This window comes from Hydrogenophaga sp. A37 (genome assembly GCF_002001205.1).
In the GTDB taxonomy this organism is placed as follows: Bacteria; Pseudomonadota; Gammaproteobacteria; order Burkholderiales; family Burkholderiaceae_C; genus Hydrogenophaga.
In genome coordinates, this window is sequence record NZ_MUNZ01000089.1 from 1 (window position 1) to 18,996 (window position 18,996).

26 protein-coding genes are annotated in these 18,996 nt (G+C 62.5%); 1 reads left to right on the plus strand and 25 read right to left on the minus strand.

The features are described 5' to 3' along the window. Nucleotides 1–146: 146 nt before the first annotated feature. The 7 genes from tatC to hisI form a co-directional block, all read right to left on the minus strand. Nucleotides 147–941, minus strand: a complete 795-nt coding sequence (gene tatC, locus B0E41_RS09405) for a twin-arginine translocase subunit TatC (RefSeq protein ID WP_077330830.1) — start codon at nt 939–941, stop codon at nt 147–149. After that, on the minus strand, nt 941–1,435 hold the full coding sequence (locus tag B0E41_RS09410; protein ID WP_077330831.1) for a twin-arginine translocase TatA/TatE family subunit: 495 nt from the start codon (nt 1,433–1,435) through the stop codon (nt 941–943). The genes tatC and B0E41_RS09410 overlap by 1 nt, the downstream gene beginning before the upstream one ends. A 77-nt stretch (nt 1,436–1,512) precedes the next feature. Next, a complete protein-coding gene (gene tatA, locus B0E41_RS09415; RefSeq protein ID WP_077330832.1) occupies nt 1,513–1,755 on the minus strand; it encodes a Sec-independent protein translocase subunit TatA in 243 nt (80 codons plus the stop codon). A gap of 70 nt (nt 1,756–1,825) precedes the next feature. Then, nucleotides 1,826–2,188 (minus strand): histidine triad nucleotide-binding protein, encoded by a 363-nt coding sequence (locus B0E41_RS09420; protein ID WP_077330833.1) that lies wholly within the window; start codon nt 2,186–2,188, stop codon nt 1,826–1,828. A 13-nt stretch (nt 2,189–2,201) separates the two neighbouring features. Further along, nucleotides 2,202–2,591, minus strand: a complete 390-nt coding sequence (locus B0E41_RS09425) for a hypothetical protein (RefSeq protein WP_077330834.1) — start codon at nt 2,589–2,591, stop codon at nt 2,202–2,204. Between the two features lie 11 nt (nt 2,592–2,602). After that, complete coding sequence (locus B0E41_RS09430) at nt 2,603–2,974, minus strand: phosphoribosyl-ATP diphosphatase (RefSeq protein ID WP_077330835.1); 372 nt, start codon at nt 2,972–2,974, stop codon at nt 2,603–2,605. Nucleotides 2,975–2,979: 5 nt separating this feature from the next. Beyond that, the gene (gene hisI / locus B0E41_RS09435; protein ID WP_171984724.1) at nt 2,980–3,378 is read right to left on the minus strand and encodes a phosphoribosyl-AMP cyclohydrolase; all 399 of its coding nucleotides are present in this window, start codon (nt 3,376–3,378) and stop codon (nt 2,980–2,982) included. Between the two features lie 105 nt (nt 3,379–3,483). Between hisI and B0E41_RS09440 the strand changes: the two genes are divergently transcribed. Continuing rightward, complete coding sequence (locus B0E41_RS09440) at nt 3,484–3,978, plus strand: hypothetical protein (RefSeq protein WP_077330837.1); 495 nt, start codon at nt 3,484–3,486, stop codon at nt 3,976–3,978. Here the strand turns inward: B0E41_RS09440 and hisF are convergent. The 18 genes from hisF to B0E41_RS09530 all read right to left on the minus strand — a co-directional run bounded on the left by hisF (nt 3,975) and on the right by B0E41_RS09530 (nt 18,975). Then, complete coding sequence (gene hisF, locus B0E41_RS09445) at nt 3,975–4,754, minus strand: imidazole glycerol phosphate synthase subunit HisF (protein ID WP_077330838.1); 780 nt, start codon at nt 4,752–4,754, stop codon at nt 3,975–3,977. The genes B0E41_RS09440 and hisF overlap by 4 nt on opposite strands. A gap of 94 nt (nt 4,755–4,848) precedes the next feature. Further along, nucleotides 4,849–5,589, minus strand: a complete 741-nt coding sequence (gene hisA, locus B0E41_RS09450; RefSeq protein WP_077330839.1) for a 1-(5-phosphoribosyl)-5-[(5-phosphoribosylamino)methylideneamino]imidazole-4-carboxamide isomerase — start codon at nt 5,587–5,589, stop codon at nt 4,849–4,851. A gap of 26 nt (nt 5,590–5,615) precedes the next feature. Then, the gene (gene hisH, locus B0E41_RS09455) at nt 5,616–6,278 is read right to left on the minus strand and encodes an imidazole glycerol phosphate synthase subunit HisH (RefSeq protein ID WP_077330840.1); all 663 of its coding nucleotides are present in this window, start codon (nt 6,276–6,278) and stop codon (nt 5,616–5,618) included. 22 nt (nt 6,279–6,300) lie between these two features. Beyond that, nucleotides 6,301–6,918: an imidazoleglycerol-phosphate dehydratase HisB gene (gene hisB, locus B0E41_RS09460; protein ID WP_077330841.1), complete on the minus strand. Its 618-nt coding sequence runs from the start codon at nt 6,916–6,918 to the stop codon at nt 6,301–6,303. Further along, the gene (gene hisC / locus B0E41_RS09465; RefSeq protein WP_077330842.1) at nt 6,915–8,006 is read right to left on the minus strand and encodes a histidinol-phosphate transaminase; all 1,092 of its coding nucleotides are present in this window, start codon (nt 8,004–8,006) and stop codon (nt 6,915–6,917) included. Before hisC ends, hisB begins: the two co-directional genes overlap by 4 nt. Before the next feature lie 5 nt (nt 8,007–8,011). Next, complete coding sequence (hisD, locus tag B0E41_RS09470) at nt 8,012–9,355, minus strand: histidinol dehydrogenase (RefSeq protein ID WP_077330843.1); 1,344 nt, start codon at nt 9,353–9,355, stop codon at nt 8,012–8,014. Then, nucleotides 9,352–10,005 carry an ATP phosphoribosyltransferase gene (gene hisG / locus B0E41_RS09475; RefSeq protein WP_077330844.1) on the minus strand — a complete coding sequence of 218 codons (654 nt, stop codon included), beginning with the start codon at nt 10,003–10,005 and terminating at the stop codon, nt 9,352–9,354. Before hisG ends, hisD begins: the two co-directional genes overlap by 4 nt. Beyond that, the gene (gene murA / locus B0E41_RS09480; protein ID WP_077330845.1) at nt 10,002–11,270 is read right to left on the minus strand and encodes a UDP-N-acetylglucosamine 1-carboxyvinyltransferase; all 1,269 of its coding nucleotides are present in this window, start codon (nt 11,268–11,270) and stop codon (nt 10,002–10,004) included. The genes hisG and murA overlap by 4 nt, the downstream gene beginning before the upstream one ends. Nucleotides 11,271–11,352: 82 nt before the next feature. Beyond that, a complete protein-coding gene (locus B0E41_RS09485; protein ID WP_077330846.1) occupies nt 11,353–11,589 on the minus strand; it encodes a BolA family protein in 237 nt (78 codons plus the stop codon). Between the two features lie 13 nt (nt 11,590–11,602). Then, on the minus strand, nt 11,603–12,358 hold the full coding sequence (locus B0E41_RS09490) for an ABC transporter permease (RefSeq protein WP_077330847.1): 756 nt from the start codon (nt 12,356–12,358) through the stop codon (nt 11,603–11,605). Continuing rightward, nucleotides 12,355–13,293, minus strand: coding sequence for an ABC transporter ATP-binding protein (locus tag B0E41_RS09495; protein ID WP_077330848.1), 939 nt, complete (start codon nt 13,291–13,293; stop codon nt 12,355–12,357). Before B0E41_RS09495 ends, B0E41_RS09490 begins: the two co-directional genes overlap by 4 nt. Nucleotides 13,294–13,394: 101 nt before the next feature. Next, nucleotides 13,395–13,685, minus strand: a complete 291-nt coding sequence (locus B0E41_RS09500; RefSeq protein WP_077330849.1) for an STAS domain-containing protein — start codon at nt 13,683–13,685, stop codon at nt 13,395–13,397. A gap of 7 nt (nt 13,686–13,692) precedes the next feature. Then, on the minus strand, nt 13,693–14,310 hold the full coding sequence (locus tag B0E41_RS09505) for an ABC transporter substrate-binding protein (protein ID WP_077330917.1): 618 nt from the start codon (nt 14,308–14,310) through the stop codon (nt 13,693–13,695). 129 nt (nt 14,311–14,439) lie between these two features. Next, nucleotides 14,440–15,174 carry a VacJ family lipoprotein gene (locus B0E41_RS09510; RefSeq protein ID WP_077330918.1) on the minus strand — a complete coding sequence of 245 codons (735 nt, stop codon included), beginning with the start codon at nt 15,172–15,174 and terminating at the stop codon, nt 14,440–14,442. 50 nt (nt 15,175–15,224) lie between these two features. Further along, a complete protein-coding gene (gene mlaD / locus B0E41_RS09515; RefSeq protein WP_077330850.1) occupies nt 15,225–15,704 on the minus strand; it encodes an outer membrane lipid asymmetry maintenance protein MlaD in 480 nt (159 codons plus the stop codon). A 19-nt stretch (nt 15,705–15,723) separates the two neighbouring features. Continuing rightward, nucleotides 15,724–16,503 (minus strand): lipid asymmetry maintenance ABC transporter permease subunit MlaE, encoded by a 780-nt coding sequence (mlaE, locus tag B0E41_RS09520; RefSeq protein ID WP_077330851.1) that lies wholly within the window; start codon nt 16,501–16,503, stop codon nt 15,724–15,726. Then, complete coding sequence (locus B0E41_RS09525) at nt 16,500–17,315, minus strand: ATP-binding cassette domain-containing protein (protein WP_077330852.1); 816 nt, start codon at nt 17,313–17,315, stop codon at nt 16,500–16,502. The genes mlaE and B0E41_RS09525 overlap by 4 nt, the downstream gene beginning before the upstream one ends. Nucleotides 17,316–17,493: 178 nt before the next feature. After that, entirely contained in the window at nt 17,494–18,975 is a 1,482-nt protein-coding gene (locus B0E41_RS09530) for a glutamate synthase subunit beta (protein ID WP_077330853.1), read from the minus strand. Nucleotides 18,976–18,996: the final 21 nt, after the last annotated feature.

The window sequence follows — 18,996 nt, forward strand, 5'->3', positions numbered from 1 at the left end:
TGCTGGGCCAGACTGGCCAGAGTCACGCGGTCTTCAGGCTGGAGCTGTTGATAGCGCTTGGACGGGGTGCTTTGCATCTGCGGACCTTACTCGGTGGCAGGTGTTGCACTTCAAACTTGAATCCGCCGGGGTTCAGTTAAGGGGGTTCAGTTCGTCGCGTTGTTCGCAGCAGGTTCTTCAGGTGCCGCAGTGTTTCGAATGAACCACTGGGAGCCCCAGATGCCCAGTTCATAGAGCACACACATCGGCACTGCCAGTGCCAATTGCGAGATCACGTCAGGTGGCGTCACGACGGCGGAGACGACAAAGGCCACAACGATGAAGTAGCCGCGAAACTCCTTCAGCTGCTTGACGGTCACCATCTTCATCTTCACCAGCAAGACAACCACGATCGGTACCTGGAAGGCCAAACCAAAGGCCAGGTACAGAGACAGAATCGCCTCGACGTACGAAGCGATATCAGGTGTCGCGGCCACGCTCTTGGGAGTGAACTGCTGGATGAATCCGAACATCTTGTCGAGCACGAAGAACTGCACAAACGCGATGCCCACGTAGGCCAACAGACTGCCCAGAATGATCAGTGGCACCGCAAAGCGTTTTTCGTGACTGTACAAACCGGGCGCAACAAAGGCCCAGACCTGGTACATCCACCACGGCAGCGACAACAACAGCGCAGCCATGGCCAGCACTTTGAGCGGAATGAAGAAAGGTGAAAATACCCCCACGGCGATCAGTTTTGCATCGGGTGGCATGTGGGCACGGATCGGCACCGCGATCAGGTCGATCAGTCCGCTGGGACCGGGCCAGAACGCGAGGATGGCCATGCAAATGCCCAGACCCACCATGCCGTAGAGCAACCGATCACGCAGCTCCATGAGGTGCTGGACAAAAGGCTGCTCGGTGCCGGCGAGCTCGTCGGTGGATTTGTCGGTGTCGGACATCAGCGGGAGACTGTAGTTGGGCGGGGCCGGAAACGGGCAACGCGGGCCGCTCCCGACTGGGTGCGCGTGCGCACACCGGCACGCGCCTTGTACCACTGTGGCATGGCTTTTTGTTTGATGCGCCAGTTTTTCCCTGGGTGCTTGTAACTCGGGTAGACGTCCGATCCGAGCGTGCCAAGTGCATCGTCATGACCTGAGGACAATCCATCCAGGCCGTGGGTGGCTTCGGACCACGATTTCTCGAAATCGCTGGCGCCGCTGCTCACCGAGGTTTCGACATCCCGGGCGGCGCTTTCGACCGAGTCCTTCATCTTCTTGAGTTCTTCGAGGTCCATCGAACGGTTGACCTCAGCCTTGACGTCGGCGACATAGCGTTGTGCCTTGCCAAGCAATGCGCCCACCGTGCGCGCGACCCGCGGCAGCTTCTCAGGGCCGATGACGATCAGGGCCACGGCCCCGATCAGGGCCAGCTTCGAAATACCGAGATCAATCATGTATTGCCCGCACCGAAAGTGCCCTGGGGACGGGACCCATAAGGGTCAACTGAGCAGCGGTCGACGTCCTCAGGCATTCAGCTTTTCTGCTTGGCTTCAACGTCGATCGTGTTCTTCTCGCTGCGAACGTCTTGCGTGACCTGACCCGCAGGTGCCGATGCCGATTCGGAAGCGGACTGCCCGCCATCCTTGATGCCATCTTTGAAGCCCTTGACCGCACCGCCCAGATCAGAACCAATGTTCTTGAGCTTCTTCGTGCCAAACACCATCACCACGATGAGCAGAACAATCAGCCAGTGCCAAATGGAAAATGAACCCATGAGTTTCTCCAGAAACAGGAATGTGCAGCGCGAAGCGCCGATGGTCTGATTCTAAGCCCCGGTGAATGGTTCAACCTCGCAGCCAGGGGCGCGGACCACCCATCACATGCCAGTGCAGATGCTGAACTTCCTGCCCACCTTCTGCCCCGGTGTTGCAGACCATGCGAAAGCCCCCTTCAGGGTAAGGGTTGCAACCTTGTTCGAGCGCCAGCTTCGGCGCCAGCACCATCAGCCTGCCCATCAGGCGCTCGTTTTCGGGCGTGAGATGAGCCATCGAAGTGATGTGCTGCTTGGGCACGATCAGAAAGTGCACCGGCGCCCAGGGGTTGATGTCGTGAAAGGCGTAGAGATCGTCATCTTCATGAACCGTTTTCGACGGAATCTGGCCGGCGATGATCTTGCAGAAGATGCAGTTGGGGTCGTGTGCGCTCATGGTTTGAAGACGTTCAGTCGGGCATGGCTTGGCTGGCGTTCATGCGCACCATGCCCTTGACGATACGATAGAGGAACCAGATGGAAACCACCGCCCAGGCGATGGCGCCAGGCAGATACAGCAACAGGAACAAGGGAAAAGTGATCACATAGAGCACACCGGCCCAGATCACGGTTCGGATGCGCCAGGAAAAATGGCTTGCTTGCCACGTGCCTCCAGCATCGCCTTTCTTCACCAGGTCGATGACCAGCGCCACGATCAACAAACCCGCACCAATTTGAGCGCCCGGAATCACAGCCGCCACGGCCACGACCAGATGAAGCAAATAACTGATCCAACCCACTGTTTTGAGGGATTCGGCCTTCTCGCTGTCGATGGCTTTGACGTCGATGATGTCGCTCATGTCGTTTCCTTTCAGGATTTGGACTCGGCTTCGCGTGCCACGGCTTTGCGCAGCGCTTTTTCTTCCAGACCACTCAGGCCCTCGCGCCGCGAAAGTTCGTCCACCACATCGGCCGGCGTCTTGCCGTAGTGCGCCAGCGCGATCATGCAGTGGAACCAGAGATCGGCCACCTCATTGACCAGCTTCTGACCGTCACCGCCATGGTCGCAATCCTTGGCGGCCATCACGGCTTCGGTGGCCTCTTCGCCGATCTTTTTCAGGAAAGCGTCCGGGCCTTTGTCCAACAGGCGGGCAACGTAACTTTTTTCGGGATCACCGCCATTCGCTGGCTTGCGGCTTTCAATCACGGCGGCCAGGCGCGCCAGAGCATCGGAGGAAGACATGGGGGTCACTTGTAGATGGATTCGGGGTCTTTGAGCACCGGATCGACCGGGTGCCACTGTCCATTTTCATGGCGCTGGTAGAAGCAACTGTGGCGCCCGGTGTGGCAGGCGATGCCCGGCTCATGGCCCAGTTGTGTGACCTTGAGCAGCACCACATCATTGTCGCAATCGAGCCGGATGTCGTGCACCGTCTGCACATGGCCCGACTCCTCGCCCTTGAACCAGAGTTTGTTGCGCGAGCGGCTGAAATACACCGCACGCCCCAGTTCGGCCGTTTTCTCCAGTGCCTCACGGTTCATCCAGGCAAACATCAGCACATCGCCGGTGGCGGCTTCCTGTGCGATCACGGGGACCAACCCCTGGGCGTCCCATTTCACTTCGTCCAACCAATTCATCTCTTGAATCTACCATGCAGCCCCTTCGGCTGGCACGCCCTGCCCATCGGGGTAGGATGGACTCAATACTCCAGCAAGAAAACCTGCCCCGCCAGGGTCAATGAAAGAACATCCATGCGATTCAGAACCTTGCTCCTGATTGCCCTTATCCTGCTGATCGCGGCCTTCGTGGCCCTCAACTTCGAGAGCATCCTGCAACCCACCACGCTCTATCTGGGTGTGACCAATGTCGAGGCCCCGCTGGGTCTGGCCCTGCTGGGCATGCTGGTGGCGGTGCTGGTGGTCTTCTTGCTGGCGCTGGTCTACTTTCAGACGACCCACCTCATGGAGGTTCGGCGCATCACCCGCGAAGCCAATGAGCAACGCACCCTCGCCGACAAGGCCGAGGCCTCACGCTTTACCGAATTGCGCGAGTTCCTGCGCACCGAAATGCAGGCCACCGCTGCGCGGGACACCGAGCTGTCCGGTCAACTGATGCAGAAGATGGACAGTGTGCAAGCAGCGCTCGCCACCACCATCGAACAAACGGGCAATGGAATCAGCGCCAACCTGGGCGAGATCGAAGACCGGCTGGACCGCCAGTTGCCGTCCGGCGCCGGCCGCGTCTAGATACGGACCGGAATACCGCGCTCAGCCATGCGCGCCTTGGCCTGGGCCACGGTGTATTCGCCGTAGTGGAAGATGCTGGCGGCCAGCACGGCATCCGCCCCGCCCTGTTGCACCCCATCGGCCAGATGATCGAGGTTGCCCACACCGCCCGAGGCGATCACCGGCACATCGACCGCATCGGCCACGGCCCGCGTGAGGGCCAGGTCAAACCCGCTTTTGGTGCCATCGCGGTCCATGCTGGTGAGCAGGATTTCGCCGGCGCCGAAGTCGGCCATCTGCTTCGCCCAAGTCACCGCATCGAGTCCGGTGTTCTTTCGGCCCCCATGGCTGTAGACGTCCCAGCCCTCACCGCGGTGGAGCAGGTCGTCGCCGAAACGGCGTTTGGCATCAATGGCGACCACGATGCACTGTGCGCCGTATTTGTCGGACGCGTCGCGGATGACCTGCGGGTTGGCAATCGCCGCCGAATTGAAGCTGGTCTTGTCGGCACCTGCGTTGAGCAGGCGGCGCACGTCTTCTACGGTGCGCACACCACCTCCGACCGTGAGCGGAATGAACACCTGCGAGGCCACCGCCTCGATGATGTGCAGGATCAGGTCGCGCCCGTCGCTGGTGGCTGTGATGTCGAGGAAGGTCAGCTCGTCTGCGCCCTGTTCGTTGTAGCGCGCGGCGATCTCTACCGGGTCGCCGGCATCGCGCAGCTCCACGAAATTGACGCCCTTGACCACACGGCCACCGGTCACGTCCAGGCAGGGGATGATGCGTTTGGCGAGCATCTCAGACCGCGGCGCCGGGCCGCCCCAAGCAAGGCCGCGCACCTGTGGGGGGCAGCGAATACACGGAGTGAAGAGCGAGGGGGCAGTTCATGACTTATCCGTTGAGCTCGTCGGCCAGCTGCTGGGCCGCCTCGAAGTCCAGATCGCCGCTGTAGATCGAGCGGCCGCAGATCACGCCTTCGACGCCTTCATCCTCAACGTCGCACAGCTTGCGGATGTCGTCCATGTTCGACAGACCACCCGAGGCGATCACGGGAATGGACAAGGCCTGCGCCAGCTTGACAGTGGCCTCGATGTTGATGCCCGAGAGCATGCCATCGCGGCCGATGTCGGTGTAGATGATGCCTTCGACGCCGTAGTCTTCGAACTTCTTGCCCAGGTCCACCACCTCGTGGCCCGTGAGCTTGCTCCAGCCGTCGGTGGCCACCTTGCCGTCCTTGGCGTCTAGGCCCACGATGATGTGGCCGCCGAAGGCAGTACACGCGTCCTGAAGGAAGCCGGGGTTCTTCACCGCAGCAGTGCCGATGATCACGTAGCGCAAACCGGCGTCGAGGTAGCGCTCGATGGTGTCGAGATCGCGGATGCCGCCGCCGAGCTGCACGTCCACCTCGGAGCCCACTTCTTTCAAAATGGCGCGGATGGCCTGCTCGTTCTTGGGCTTGCCGGCAAATGCACCATTCAGGTCCACCAGGTGCACGCGGCGCGCACCCTTGTTGACCCAGTTGCGGGCCATGGCCGCCGGGTCTTCACCGAACACCGTGGATTGGTCCATGTCGCCCTGTTTGAGGCGAACGCACTGGCCGTCTTTGAGATCAATGGCGGGAATCAGCAACATGATGGTGGCGTGGGATACGGATGGACTCAGGGATTCCAGTGGAGGAAGTTGCGGTAGAGCGCCAGCCCCTGATCGGCGCTCTTTTCGGGGTGAAACTGGGTGGCAAAAATATTGTCACGGGCAATCGCTGCGGCAAAACGGCCACCGAAATCGGCTTCGCCCACGCAGTGCTGGGATTGGGCCGGGCGGGCGTAGTAGCTGTGCACGAAATAGAAATAGGCGCTCTCGTCGATCCCGGCCCACAACGGATGGGTGGGCCCGCGCCCCAGATCGTGGAACACCTGGTTCCAGCCCATCTGGGGCACTTTAAAGCGACTGCCGTCAGCCTGCGTCTGGCCGGCCAACTGGAACTTCACCACATCCCCCGGGATCAGGCCCAGGCCATCGGTCGGACCTTCTTCGCTGCGGTCCAGCAGCATCTGCATGCCAACGCAGACACCGAACAACGGTTTGTTCGCGGCGGCGTGCAACACGGCGTCCAGCAGCCCGGAAGCGGCGAGCTCGCGCATGCAGTCGGCCATGTGCCCCTGGCCGGGCAGCACCACGCGGTCGGCGTCCAGCACGTCTTGCGCGCGGGACGTGACGAGCACCTCCACGTCAGCGATCTGTGCCACATGAGCCACGGCCTGCGACACCGAGCGAAGATTGCCACTGCCGTAGTCCACCACGGCGACTGTCTTGCGTTTCATCTGAACGAGGGAGCGTAAAAACTCAGAGCGAACCTTTGGTCGAGGGAATCACGTCACCCAGGCGTGCGTCGCGCTCCAGCGCCATGCGCAGTGCACGGGCAAAAGCCTTGAACACGGTCTCGGCCTGGTGGTGCGCATTCTCGCCGTGCAGGTTGTCGATGTGCAGGGTCACCCCGGCATGATTGACGAAACCCTGAAAAAACTCGAAGGCAAGCTGGGTGTCGAAGCCGCCGACCATGCCGCTCTTGAATGGCACGCGCATGTGCAGGCCGGGACGGCCCGAGAAATCGACCACCACGCGCGACAAGGCTTCGTCCAGCGGCACATAGGCGTGGCCGTAGCGGCGGATGCCCTTCTTGTCACCGACCGCTTGGGCAAAGGCCTGGCCGAGTGTGATGCCCACGTCTTCCACCGTGTGGTGGCCATCGATGTGCAGGTCGCCCTTGGCTTGGATGTCGAGATCGATCAACCCGTGACGGGCGATTTGATCGAGCATGTGATCGAAAAAGCCGATGCCGGTGGACAGCTTCGCAGCACCCGAACCGTCGAGGTTGATGCGCACGCTGATCTGCGTTTCCGCGGTGTTGCGCTGGACGTCGGCCACTCGGTCGGCAGCGGAGGAAACAGAGGGGGCGGTCATAGGGCTTGTTGCAGGGCGCTGATCAGCAAAGCGGTTTCAGCGGGGGTTCCCACCGTGAGGCGCAGGCAGTTGGCCAGCGATGGGTGCATTTTAGAAACATTCTTGACCAGTATGCCGCGCGCCTTCAGGCCATCGAAGCAGCGTTGTGCATCGGGTACACGCGCCAGCACCATGTTGGCGTCGCTGGGGAACGGTGTCGCGCCGGGCATCCGGGCCAGGGCGTCGATCAACACCGCCCGCTGCTCGCGGATCTGAGCGGCCTGCTGCGCGAACACATCGGCGTGCTCCAGCGCAAACAGCGCGCATTCGGCATTGAGCACGCTCACGTTGTAGGGCGGGCGCAGCTTGTCCACCTCATGCACCAAGGTCTGCGGCCCGAGCATGTAGCCCAGGCGCACACCGGCCAGGCCAAACTTGGACAGCGTGCGCATGAGCAGCACGTTGGCATTGGCCGCCGGGTTAACGCGAATCTCGTCGAGCCAGCTGCGGCTGGAGAAGGGCTGGTAGGCCTCGTCCATCACCACCAGCCCACCGAACTTGGCAGCCTCAGCGATCAGGCGGCGAACCACGCCCGCATCCCAGAGGTTGGCGGTGGGGTTGTTGGGGTAGCCGATGTAGGTGATGGCGGGCCGGTGCGCACGCATGGCGGCCTGCATGGCGGCCTCGTCCAGCTCGAAGTCGGCTGTCAGCGGCACGCCGTGAAAAGCCAGGCCCTGCAACTGCGCACTCATCTGATACATCACGAAACCGGGCAACGGCGCCAGGATGGACGCACCGGGCACGTCGCAGGCCATGGCCAGCAGGGAAATCAGCTCGTCCGATCCGTTGCCCAGCATCAGGCCGAAGCCTTCGGGCAGGTCCACATAGCGGGCCAGCGCGTGATGGAGGTCATCAATGCGGGCGCCCGGGTAGCGGTTGATCGCGACAGCGCCGAGCCGTTCGCCCAGCTTCCTTTGCAGCTCACGGGGGAGCGAGAACGGGTTCTCCATCGCATCGAGCTTGACCATGCCGGTCGAGTCCTGGATGGCGTAGGCGTGCATGGACTGGACGTCCTGGCGGATGAAGCGCAGCGGGTTGGATGTGTTCATGTCTCTCAACTGGCTTCGCGCATCGGCGGCACGACGGTGAGGCGCATCTCGGCAGCGCGTGCGTGGGCCTGCAGACCCTCGCCGTAGGCCAGTTCGGCGGCGATGGTGCCGAGCGTCTGCGCACCGGCGGCGCTGACCTCGATCAGGCTGCTGCGTTTCTGAAAGTCGTACACACCCAGCGGCGAGCTGAAACGCGCCGTGCCGCTGGTGGGCAGTACGTGGTTGGGTCCAGCGCAGTAGTCGCCCAGGCTTTCGCTGGTGTAGGCACCGAGGAAGATCGCGCCGGCGTGTTTGAGCAGCGGCTCCCAACGGTATGGCTCGTGGCTCGACACCTCTAGGTGCTCTGGCGCGATGCGGTTGCTGATGGCACAGGCCTCCTCCATGTCACGCGTGTGGATCAGCGCGCCGCGGTCGTTCAGGCTCTTGGCGATGATGGCCGCGCGCGGCATGGTGGGCAGCAAGCGGTGAATGGCGGCCTGCACGGCGTCAATGTACCCGGCGTCGGGGCACAGCAGAATGCTCTGCGCCAGTTCATCGTGTTCGGCCTGGCTGAACAGGTCCATCGCCACCCAGTCGGCCGGCGTGCTGCCATCGGCCAGCACCAGGATTTCACTCGGGCCCGCGATCATGTCGATGCCCACGGTACCGAACACGCGCTTCTTGGCGCTCGCCACGTAGGCGTTGCCGGGGCCGGTGATTTTGTCCACCTTGGGCACGGTGGCCGTGCCGTAGGCCAGCGCGGCCACGGCCTGCGCGCCGCCGATGGTGAAGGCCCGGGTGACGCCGGCCACGTAGGCGGCGGCCAGCACCAGCGGGTTCTTCTCGCCGCGCGGCGTGGGCACGACCATGATGATTTCCGCCACACCGGCCACATGGGCGGGGATCGCGTTCATCAGCACGCTGCTGGGGTAGGCCGCCTTGCCACCGGGCACGTAGATGCCCACGCGGTCCAGCGGTGTGACCTTCTGTCCCAGCAAGGTGCCATCCTCGTCGCGGTAGCTCCAGCTTTCGCCCGCTGCCTTCTTCTGCGCCTCGTGGTAGCTGCGCACGCGGCGCGCGGCCGACTCGAGGGCATCGCGTTGGGCGGTGGGCAGACCGTCAAAAGCGGCCTTGAGTTCGGCCTGGGTCAGTTCCAACGATTGAAGGCTGTCGGCATTCAGGCCATCAAAGCGGGCCGTGTACTCCAGCACCGCCGCATCGCCACGCTGCTGCACGTCGGCGAGGATGTCGGCCACACGTTGCTCGATCGCGCTGTCCGTGTCCGCCGACCAATGCAACCGGGCCGCAAACTGCGCCTCGAAATCGGTCGAAGTGGTGGACAGACGGAGGGGCGCGGCGGTGAGGCTCATGACGGAACGGCGTTTTTTTCGATGGCGTTAGTGAAGGCGTCGAGGATGGGGCGGATCGCTGCCTGCTTGAGCTTGAGCGCAGCTTGGTTGACGACCAGCCGCGAGCTGATGTCCATGATGCGTTCGACCTCGACCAGTTGGTTGGCTTTGAGCGTGTTGCCCGTGGACACCAGATCGACGATGGCGTCGGCCAGGCCAGTGAGTGGCGCGAGCTCCATGCTGCCATAGAGCTTGATCAGGTCCACGTGCACGCCCTTGCTGGCGAAAAACTCGCGTGCAATCGCCGTGTATTTGGTGGCGACCTTCAGGCGCGAGCCCTGGCGCATGGCCGAGGCGTAATCAAAGTCGTTGCGCACCGCCACGCTCATGCGGCACTTGGCGATCTGCAGGTCCAGCGGCTGGTACAAGCCTTGGCCGCCGTGTTCGATCAGCGTGTCCTTGCCGGTCACGCCGATGTCAGCGCCGCCGTATTCCACGTAAGTCGGCACATCGGTCGCGCGGACCAGCACCACGCGCACGCCGGGCTGGTTGGTCGGCAAGATCAGCTTGCGCGATTTTTCCGGGTCTTCGAGCACCTCGATTCCGGCCGCGGCGAGCAGCGGCAGGGTTTCATCAAAAATGCGGCCTTTGGACAGAGCGAGTGTGATCATTTCACTCTTTCGATGTCAGCGCCAATACCGCGCAATTTCGCTTCCATCTGGTCGTAACCCCGGTCCAGGTGGTAGATGCGGTCGACGATTGTTTCGCCCTCGGCCACGAGGCCGGCGATCACCAGGCTGGCAGACGCCCGCAGATCTGTCGCCATGACAGTGGCACCCTGCAGTTGGGCCACGCCCTCAATCACCGCCACCTTGCCGTCGGTCTGGATGTGTGCACCCAGACGCACCATCTCGTTGACATGCATGAACCGGTTCTCAAAGATCGTCTCCGTCACTTTGCTGGTGCCTTGGGCAATGCAGTTGAGCGCCATGAACTGGGCCTGCATGTCGGTCGGAAAACCGGGGTACTCCGTGGTTCGAAAGCTCTGCGCTTTCATGCGGCCCGAAGCGCGAACGCGAATAAAGCCATCGCCCGGCTCGATTTGCGCGCCGGCATCACGCAATTTGTCGATCACCGCGTCCAGGTGCTCGGCACGCGCGTGGCGCAGGACCACATCACCACCCGTCGCGGCGACCGCGCACAGGAAGGTGCCGGCTTCGATGCGGTCGGCCACCACCTGGTGGGTGGCGCCGTGCAACCGGTCCACGCCCTGGATGCGGATCTTGCTGGTGCCGTGGCCTTCGATCTTCGCGCCCATGGCGATCAGCATCTCGGCCAGATCGGGAATCTCGGGCTCCTGGGCCGCGTTTTCGAGCACAGTCTCGCCCTCGGCCAGCGCCGCCGCCATGAGGAAATTTTCGGTTCCTGTCACCGTGACCATGTCTGTCGTGATGCGAGCGCCCTGAAGGCGCTGGCGTCCCTGAGGCAAGCTGGCAATCATGTACCCGTGGTCCACCGTGATCTCGGCACCCATGGCTTGCAGGCCCTTGATGTGCTGATCGACCGGCCGCGAACCAATGGCGCAACCACCCGGCAGCGACACCTTGGCGCGGCCAAAGCGCGCCAGCAGCGGCCCCAACACCAGCACCGAAGCCCGCATGGTCTTGACCAGCTCGTAAGGCGCCTCGGGATTGAGCGTGTCCGGCGCCTGAAAGCTCATGCCGCCGCGCTCACCGTGGGTCTCGGTCTGCACGCCCATGTTGTCGAGCAACAGGCGCATGGTGGCCACGTCGCGCAAACGAGGCACGTTGTTCAGGTGCACGGGGTCGCTGGTCAGCAGCGCGGCACACAGCTCGGGCAGTGCCGCATTCTTGGCGCCGGAGATGATCACTTCGCCGTTCAGCGGACGTCCGCCGGTGATTCGCAGTTTGTCCATGCTGGATGTGTCTTTCAGTTGTTGTCGCAGGGCGCCGTGACTTCGCACCCGTCAAGGTCACCGCGAAGCGGCGCGGTGGGAGTCATTTCTTCGCCCATTCAGCGGGGGTAAAGGTTTTCATGGACAGGGCATGCACCTCGTCGGTCTTGATGCGCTCGCCCAGCGTCGCGTAAACGCGCTGATGTCGCGCGATGAGGCGCTTGCCCTCGAACTCGGGCGAGACGATCACGGCAGCCCAGTGGCGGCCATCGCCCGTGACTTCGATGTGTTCGCAAGTCAAGCCTGCGGCGATGAGTTGTTGCAGTTGGTCAGCGTTCATGGGCGTGATGGAATCAATGGCGAATTTTGTAGCCGGTGCGCAGCAGGTGCAGGGCAACCGCGCTCACGGCCACCAGCGCGACGCTCACCAGCCCCAGGCTGATCCAGGGCGAGACGTCACTCACCCCGAAGAACCCGTAGCGGAATCCGTCGATCATGTAGAAAAACGGGTTGAGATGGCTCACACGTTGCCAGAAATCGGGCAGGGAATGGATCGAATAAAACACGCCCGAAAGGAAGGTCATGGGCACGATGACGAAGTTCTGGAACGCTGCCATCTGGTCGAATTTCTCCGCCCACAACCCGGCGATCAGCCCCAGGGCGCCCAGCAAGGCCGCCCCCATGAAAGCAAAAACCAGAATCCACAATGGTGCCTCAAACGAGGGGCGGGCAAACCACCAGGTGGCCAGCATCACTCCGGCACCCACTGCCAGGCCGCGCACCACCGACGAACCCACATAGGCCACGAACCAGGCACGGTGCGACAGCGGCGTGAGCAGCAGGAAGACCAGGTTGCCCATGACCTTGCTCTGGATCAGTGAGCTGCTGCTGTTGGCGAACGCGTTTTGCAGCACGCTCATCATCACCAGGCCTGGCAGCAGGAAGGCGGTGTAGTTCACCGTGTCATAGACCTGCACACGGCCTTCGAGCACGTGGCCAAAAATCATCATGTACAGGATGGCCGTGATCACCGGTGCGGCAACGGTCTGGAAACCGACCTTCCAGAAGCGCAGCACCTCTTTGTAGAACAACATCTGCCAACCGGTCACGCGGCCACCTCTTCCTGCGCACGACGTGCCACGTTGCTGCCTTCAATGATGTCGAGAAACACGTCCTCCAGATCGGCCTTGCGGATTTCAACGTCCTCGGCACTCACGCCGTGCTCGCGAGCGCGCGCCAGGATGCGCTCGACCGCCAGCGCGTCGTTGGCCGGCAACTGCACCACGCGACCGGTCACGCGGGCGTGAACGGCCAGATCTTCAGGCAAGGCATCGTCGGTCTTGAAGCGCAGCACGTTGGACGCCGCGCGCCGCAACAGCTCGGATGTGCGGTCCAGCGCCACCACCTCGCCACGGTTCAGCATGGCGATGCGACCACACAGGGCTTCGGCTTCTTCCAGGTAGTGGGTGGTGAGCAGCACGGTGCTGCCCTGCTTGTTGAGCTGGCTGATGAAGTGCCACAGCGTCTGGCGCAGCTCCACGTCCACGCCGGCGGTGGGTTCGTCGAGCACGATCACCGGGGGTTTGTGCACCAGCGCCTGCGCCACCAGCACGCGGCGTTTCATGCCACCAGAAAGCTGGCGCATGTTGGCGCCGGCCTTGTCGGTCAGACCCAGGCCGGCGAGCAGCTCGTCGATCCATTCGTCGTTGTGGCGGATGCCGAAGTAGCCCGACTGGAAGCGCAATGCCTCGCGCACATTGAAAAATGGGTCAAAAACCAGTTCTTGCGGAACCACGCCCAACGCACGGCGGGCCGCCTGGTAATCAGACTGAACGTTGTGGCCGTTCACCAGCACCTGGCCACCAGTGGCACGTGCCAAGCCTGCGAGGATGCTGATCAGTGTGGTTTTGCCCGCGCCGTTGGGGCCAAGCAGACCGAAGAACTCACCAGGTTGAATGTCGAAAGACACCCCTTTAAGGGCCTGCAGTTCGCCACGGTTGGTGGCATAGGACTTGGAAACATTCTGAAAGGAAACTGCGGGCATTGCGAGAGCGGGGCCTGAGCACCAGACGCTGGCAGGACATCTGCTCGCGGGTGAGCCGGTGATTTTAAGCCGCAACGCCAGGCGGCGCTGCAGGCCGCAGATCAGGCCGGCAACAGCTCGCCCACGCCGTACAGCGCCACCAGCGCTTGCAAGCGCTCGGGCATGCCCAAGACCTGCAGCGACTTGCCCTCGGCCAGCAGCCCGTTGCGCAACTCCAGCAACAACGCCACCGCCGAGGTGTCGAACACCCGCATGGGAGCCGCATCCAGCGCCACCATCGGCCCAGTCTCCTGCGCGAGCAACTGCTTCAGCCGCAACAAGGTCTGGGCAGCCCCCTGGAGCGTCAGCTGCTCAGGCAAGGGAACGGAAGTGACAGGGCTGGACATGTTCATGGCGGGATCAGCTGGCTTTGGCCGCCTTGTTGCGTTGCACCAGGTTGGCGATCAGGCCATCGATGCCTTTGGTGCCAATCTCCTGTGCAAACTGGCTGCGGTAATTTTCCACCAGCCAGGCACCCAGCACGTTCAGGTCATAGATCTTCCAGCCCTCAGGCGTCTTTTCCAGACGGTAGTCGAGCTGAATGGGCTCGCCACGGCCGCGGACTTCGGAACGAACCACCACCTCGGTGTCTTCAGGCTTGGCGCGCATCGGCTTGAAGCTCAGCGTCTGGTCACGCACTTCACCCAGTGCGCCTGCGTAGGTGCGGACCAGCAAGGTCTTGAACTCGTCCTGCAGCTGTTTTTGCTGCTCAGGTGTCGCCTGACGCCAGTAGCGCCCCACGGCCATGGAGGTCATGCGGGAGAAGTTGACGCAGGGCATGATCTTGGCGTCCACCAGCGCAACGATGCGGTTGATGTCACCCTTCTGAATCGCTGGATCGGCCTTGACCGAGGCCAGCACATCGCTGGAAATGCGCTTGACCAAAGCTTCTGGCGCCTCGACTTCAGCAAAAGCCAGCGGGCTGGCCAACATGGCAGCAGCGGTGATCAGGCTGGAAATCCAGTGGCGGCGTTGCATCATTTCAGTTCCTTTCGTGGCGGCGGCCCGGCGTGTTGCCGGGCGTTTGAACCGCTTGAGACCGGGACTGTACGTCACCAGTTCCTTGCTTGTGTTTCGGGGATGTAATTCTGTCGTATCGCTTTGTTGTCATTCGGCATCGTCTTTCAGGCCGATCCCTTTGTCCTTCAGATCTTCGATCTGGCTTTCTCGACGCTGCAGATACAAGTCACGTGTGAAACTGTATTTGTCCAGCGCAGCGCCCTCCAACAAGTTGGTGGCACGGAGCAAATTGGCGCGGGTTTCCACCGCGCGAAGAACGTAAAGCGAGTTGCGCATGGGTATGTCGGACAGCCCCTGAACCAGATCCCCGCGCGACTCGATGCTGAACCCCGCGGCATCGCGAATCGAAGAAGGGCCAAAAAGTGGCAACACAAGATAGGGGCCTGAGGGGACGCCCCAACGCCCCAGGGTCTGACCGAAATCGAGGCGCGTGCGCTCCAGGCCCATGTCGGAGGCCACATCAAACAAGCCCGCCACACCAAACACCGTGTTGACGTTGAACCGCAGGAAGTTCTCTGCCGCTTCGCGGGGACGCAATTGCAGCGTGGCGTTGATGAACGACCAGACATCGCCCAGGTTTTGGAAAAAGTTGTTCACGCCCGTGCGCACAGGGTCGGGGGTGATGTCGCGGTACACAGTGGCCACGGGCTTGAGCACCGCGCTGTCCACCGCGTCGTTCACATCCGTCATGCCGCGGTTGAACGGCTCCAGAGGATCGCGCGGGTTGGCATTGGGGCCACTGGCACAAGCAGCCAGCATGGCCACCAATGCCAAAGCCACCAAACGATGAAGCCACGGGAAGGGTCGGGTCACGTTGTGCATCTTGTTCCTCTCCTGAATCAGTCCGCGCAACACCGCGCTGTCGGCGCCGCTCACTGGGCCTTCTGCTCGCCGCCGTCGGCCGCCTTGTTGTACAGGAACTGCCCGATCAGGTTTTCCAGCACCACGGCGGACTGCGTCTGCGTGATCACGTCGCCGGCCATCAGGTGTTTCTCGTCGCCGCCCGGCTCAAGCCCCACATACTGGTCGCCCAGCAGCCCGGCTGTCTGGATCTTGGCAGACGAATCCTTGGGGAAATTCACGCCTTTATTGACCTCCATCGTGACGAGGCCCTGATATGTTTGAGCGTCCAGCGTGACGCTGGTCACGCGGCCCACGTTCACCCCCGCAGAGCGCACCGGCGCACGGGATTTCAGGCCTCCGATGTTGTCGAAACGCGCCTGCAATGTGTAGGTGTCCCCGCCGCCAGCAAAGCTGCCGAGGTTTGCCGCTTTGAGGGCTAGGAAGAGCAGTGCCAGCAAGCCGAGGACGACAAACAGGCCAACCAAAATCTCTGTGCTTTTCTTGTTCATGGGTTCTCCGGTAGCGGAATCAGGGGGTTGAGAACATCACGGCGGTCAGGATGAAGTCCATGGCCAGCACACTCAATGATGCGGTGACCACGGTTCGGGTGGTGGCGTAAGCCACCCCTTCTGGCGTGGCTTCGGTTTCATAGCCTTGGTACAGCGCCACGGCGGTACAGATCACGCCGAAAACGAAACTTTTCACGACGCCGTTGCCCACGTCGCGCCAGACATCCACGCCGTTTTGTTGAATGGACCAGAAGTTGCCGGCGTCGATGCCGATCAGCAGCACCGCCACCACATAGGCGCCCAGGATGCCGACCGTGGAGAACAGCGCCGCCAGCAGCGGCATGGAAATGATGCCGCCAAGGAAGCGGGGCGCCAGCACACGCGCTTTGGGGTCGATGGCCATCAGCTCCATCGCGGCAATCTGCTCACCCGCCTTCATGAGACCGATCTCGGCGGTGAGCGAGGTGCCTGCACGCCCGGCAAACAGCAAGGCCGTGACCACGGGACCGAGCTCGCGGACCAAAGACAGATTGACGATCAGTCCCAGTGATTCGGCCGCGCCATAGGTGGTCAGCGCGTAGTACATCTGCAAGGCCAGCACAAACCCCACCGACAGCCCAGAGGCCATGATGATCACCAGCGACCGGTTGCCGATCGCGTTGATCTGATCCATCACAAGACCAAATCGGCGCAGCGAGACGGGCACCGCCTTGAGCAGATCAAGAAAGAAAAAGGTGCCATGGCCCCATCGGCCCAGCTGGCTGAGCACGGTCTGGCCCAGTGTTTGCAGAAAGTTCATACAGCGGCCCTCGGACCAAAATCCTCAGCCACTGAGCGCGCCGGGTAGTGAAATTTCACTGGCCCATCGGGTTCACCCCGCACAAACTGCCGCACCTCCGGCTCATTGCTGGCCATCAGCTCAGCGGGCGTGCCCTCGGCGACAACGCGGCCACCGGTGGCCAGCAACACCACCCAGTCGCTGATCGCCATGCACTGAGGCACATCATGCGAAATCAGCAGCGTCGTGGCGCCGGTCACGTCGGTCAGGGTGCGAATCAGCTTGGCTGCCACACCCATGGACACCAGGTCCAGGCCAGCGAAGGGCTCGTCGTACATGATGAGCTCGGGGTCGAGCGCGATCGCGCGGGCCAGCGCTACGCGGCGGGCCATGCCGCCCGACACCTCGCTGATGCGCAAACCGGCTGCACCGCGCAGACCCACCGCATTGAGTTTCATCAGCACGATGTGGCGAATCAGGGTCTCGGGCAGGTCGGTCATTTCCCTCAGGGGAAAGGCCACGTTGTCGAACACCGAGAGGTCGGTGAACAGCGCGCCAAACTGGAACAGCATGCCCAGACGGCGGCGCAGGCGGAACAGCTGGGTCTTGTCACCCGCGTTGACCACTTCGCCATCAAAGACCACACGACCGCTGTTGGGTGCGTGCACGCCACCGATCAGGCGCAACAGGGTGGTCTTGCCGCAGCCGGAGCCGCCCAGCACCGCTGTGACTTTGCCGCGAGCGAACTTCAGGGAGATGTCGTTGAGAATGGTTCTCCGGCTGTCGTAGCCAAAGGTCACATGATCAATGTCGATGAATGGGGTGTCGCTCATGGGGCCAGAAAAAATGACTGCGCATTGTCGCATGAGGGTAAATCCCAGTCCGGACCACCGCCCATCGACCCCAAGGAGCGGTGTCCTAAAACCCAAGATGCGGTGGAACCGGCTCCGCCGGGCCACTCGCATCGCCCCCTAAGGGGGTCGCGCGCAGCGCGGCGGGGGTGATCCTCCCTCAGCGCGGCAGGTCGGAGCAGCCCATCAGGAACTCGTCCACCGAGCGCGCAGCCTGGCGACCTTCCCTGATGGCCCAGACCACCAGGCTCTGGCCCCGGCGCATGTCGCCGGCCGCAAACACCTTGGCCACATTGGTGATGTAACCGCCGGTAAATTCCGTCGAGGCCTTGGCGTTGCCGCGCGCGTCCTTGTCCACGCCAAAGGCGTCTAGCACGGTGGCGACCGGGTTCACGAAGCCCATGGCCAGCAGCACGAGGTCAGCCTTGTACTCCTTTTCCGTGCCGGCCACTTCCACCAGCTTGCCGTCTTTCATCTCGATGTGCACGGTCTTGAGCCCGGTGAGCTTGCCGTTCTTGCCGATGAACTCTTTGGTAGAGATGGCGAACTCGCGCTGAAGGATGCCCTTCTCGGCGCTCTCGTCATGGCTGGAACTGGTGCGCAGCTTCAGCGGCCAATAGGGCCACACCAACGGCTTGTTCTCCTGCTCGGGCGGCTGCGGCATCACCTCGAACTGGGTCACGCTGACGGCGCCGTGGCGGGTGCTGGTGCCCACACAGTCGGAACCGGTGTCTCCACCGCCGATAACGATGACGTGCTTGCCGTCCGCGCGCAGCTGGCCCTTGAGCTTGTCACCGGCATTCACCTTGTTCTGCATGGGCAGAAACTCCATGGCGAAGTGCACACCATCGAGTTCACGGCCGGGCACCGGCAGGTCGCGGCTCTGTTCGGAGCCACCGGTCAGCAGCACGGCGTCGAACTGGGCCTTGAGGTCTTCGGCGCTGACCACCGTCTTGGCGTCGTTCGTGACCTTGAGGCCTTCCGGTATGGCGCCGATCAGGGTGCTGGTCTTGAAGACCACGCCTTCGGCTTCCATCTGCGCCACGCGGCGGTCGATGTGCGTCTTCTCCATCTTGAAGTCGGGAATGCCATAGCGCAGCAGACCGCCAATGCGGCTGTTTTTCTCGAACACCGTCACGTCATGACCGGCGCGCGCCAGCTGCTGGGCCGCGGCCATGCCGGCCGGGCCGGAACCGACCACAGCGACCTTCTTGCCGGTCTTGTGCCTGGCGGGCTGCGGCTGTACCCAGCCCTCCGCCCAGGCCTTGTCGATGATCGCGTGCTCGATGGACTTGATGCCCACGGCGTCACCGTTGACGTTGATGGTGCAGGCGGCCTCGCAAGGCGCGGGACAGATGCGGCCGGTGAACTCGGGGAAGTTGTTGGTGCTGTGCAGTACCGTGATGGCGTTCTGCCAATCGCCCGAGTACACGAGGTCGTTGAAGTCCGGAATGATGTTGTTGACCGGACAACCGCTGTTGCAGAACGGCGTGCCGCAGTCCATGCAGCGCGCGCCCTGGATCTTGGCCTGATCCTCGTCGAGGCCGACCACGAATTCCTTGTAATGCTTCAGGCGTTCAACAACGGGCTTGTAGCCCTCTTCCAGACGCTCAAATTCCATGAAGCCGGTGACTTTTCCCATGATGTGATCCTGCGTGGGTAT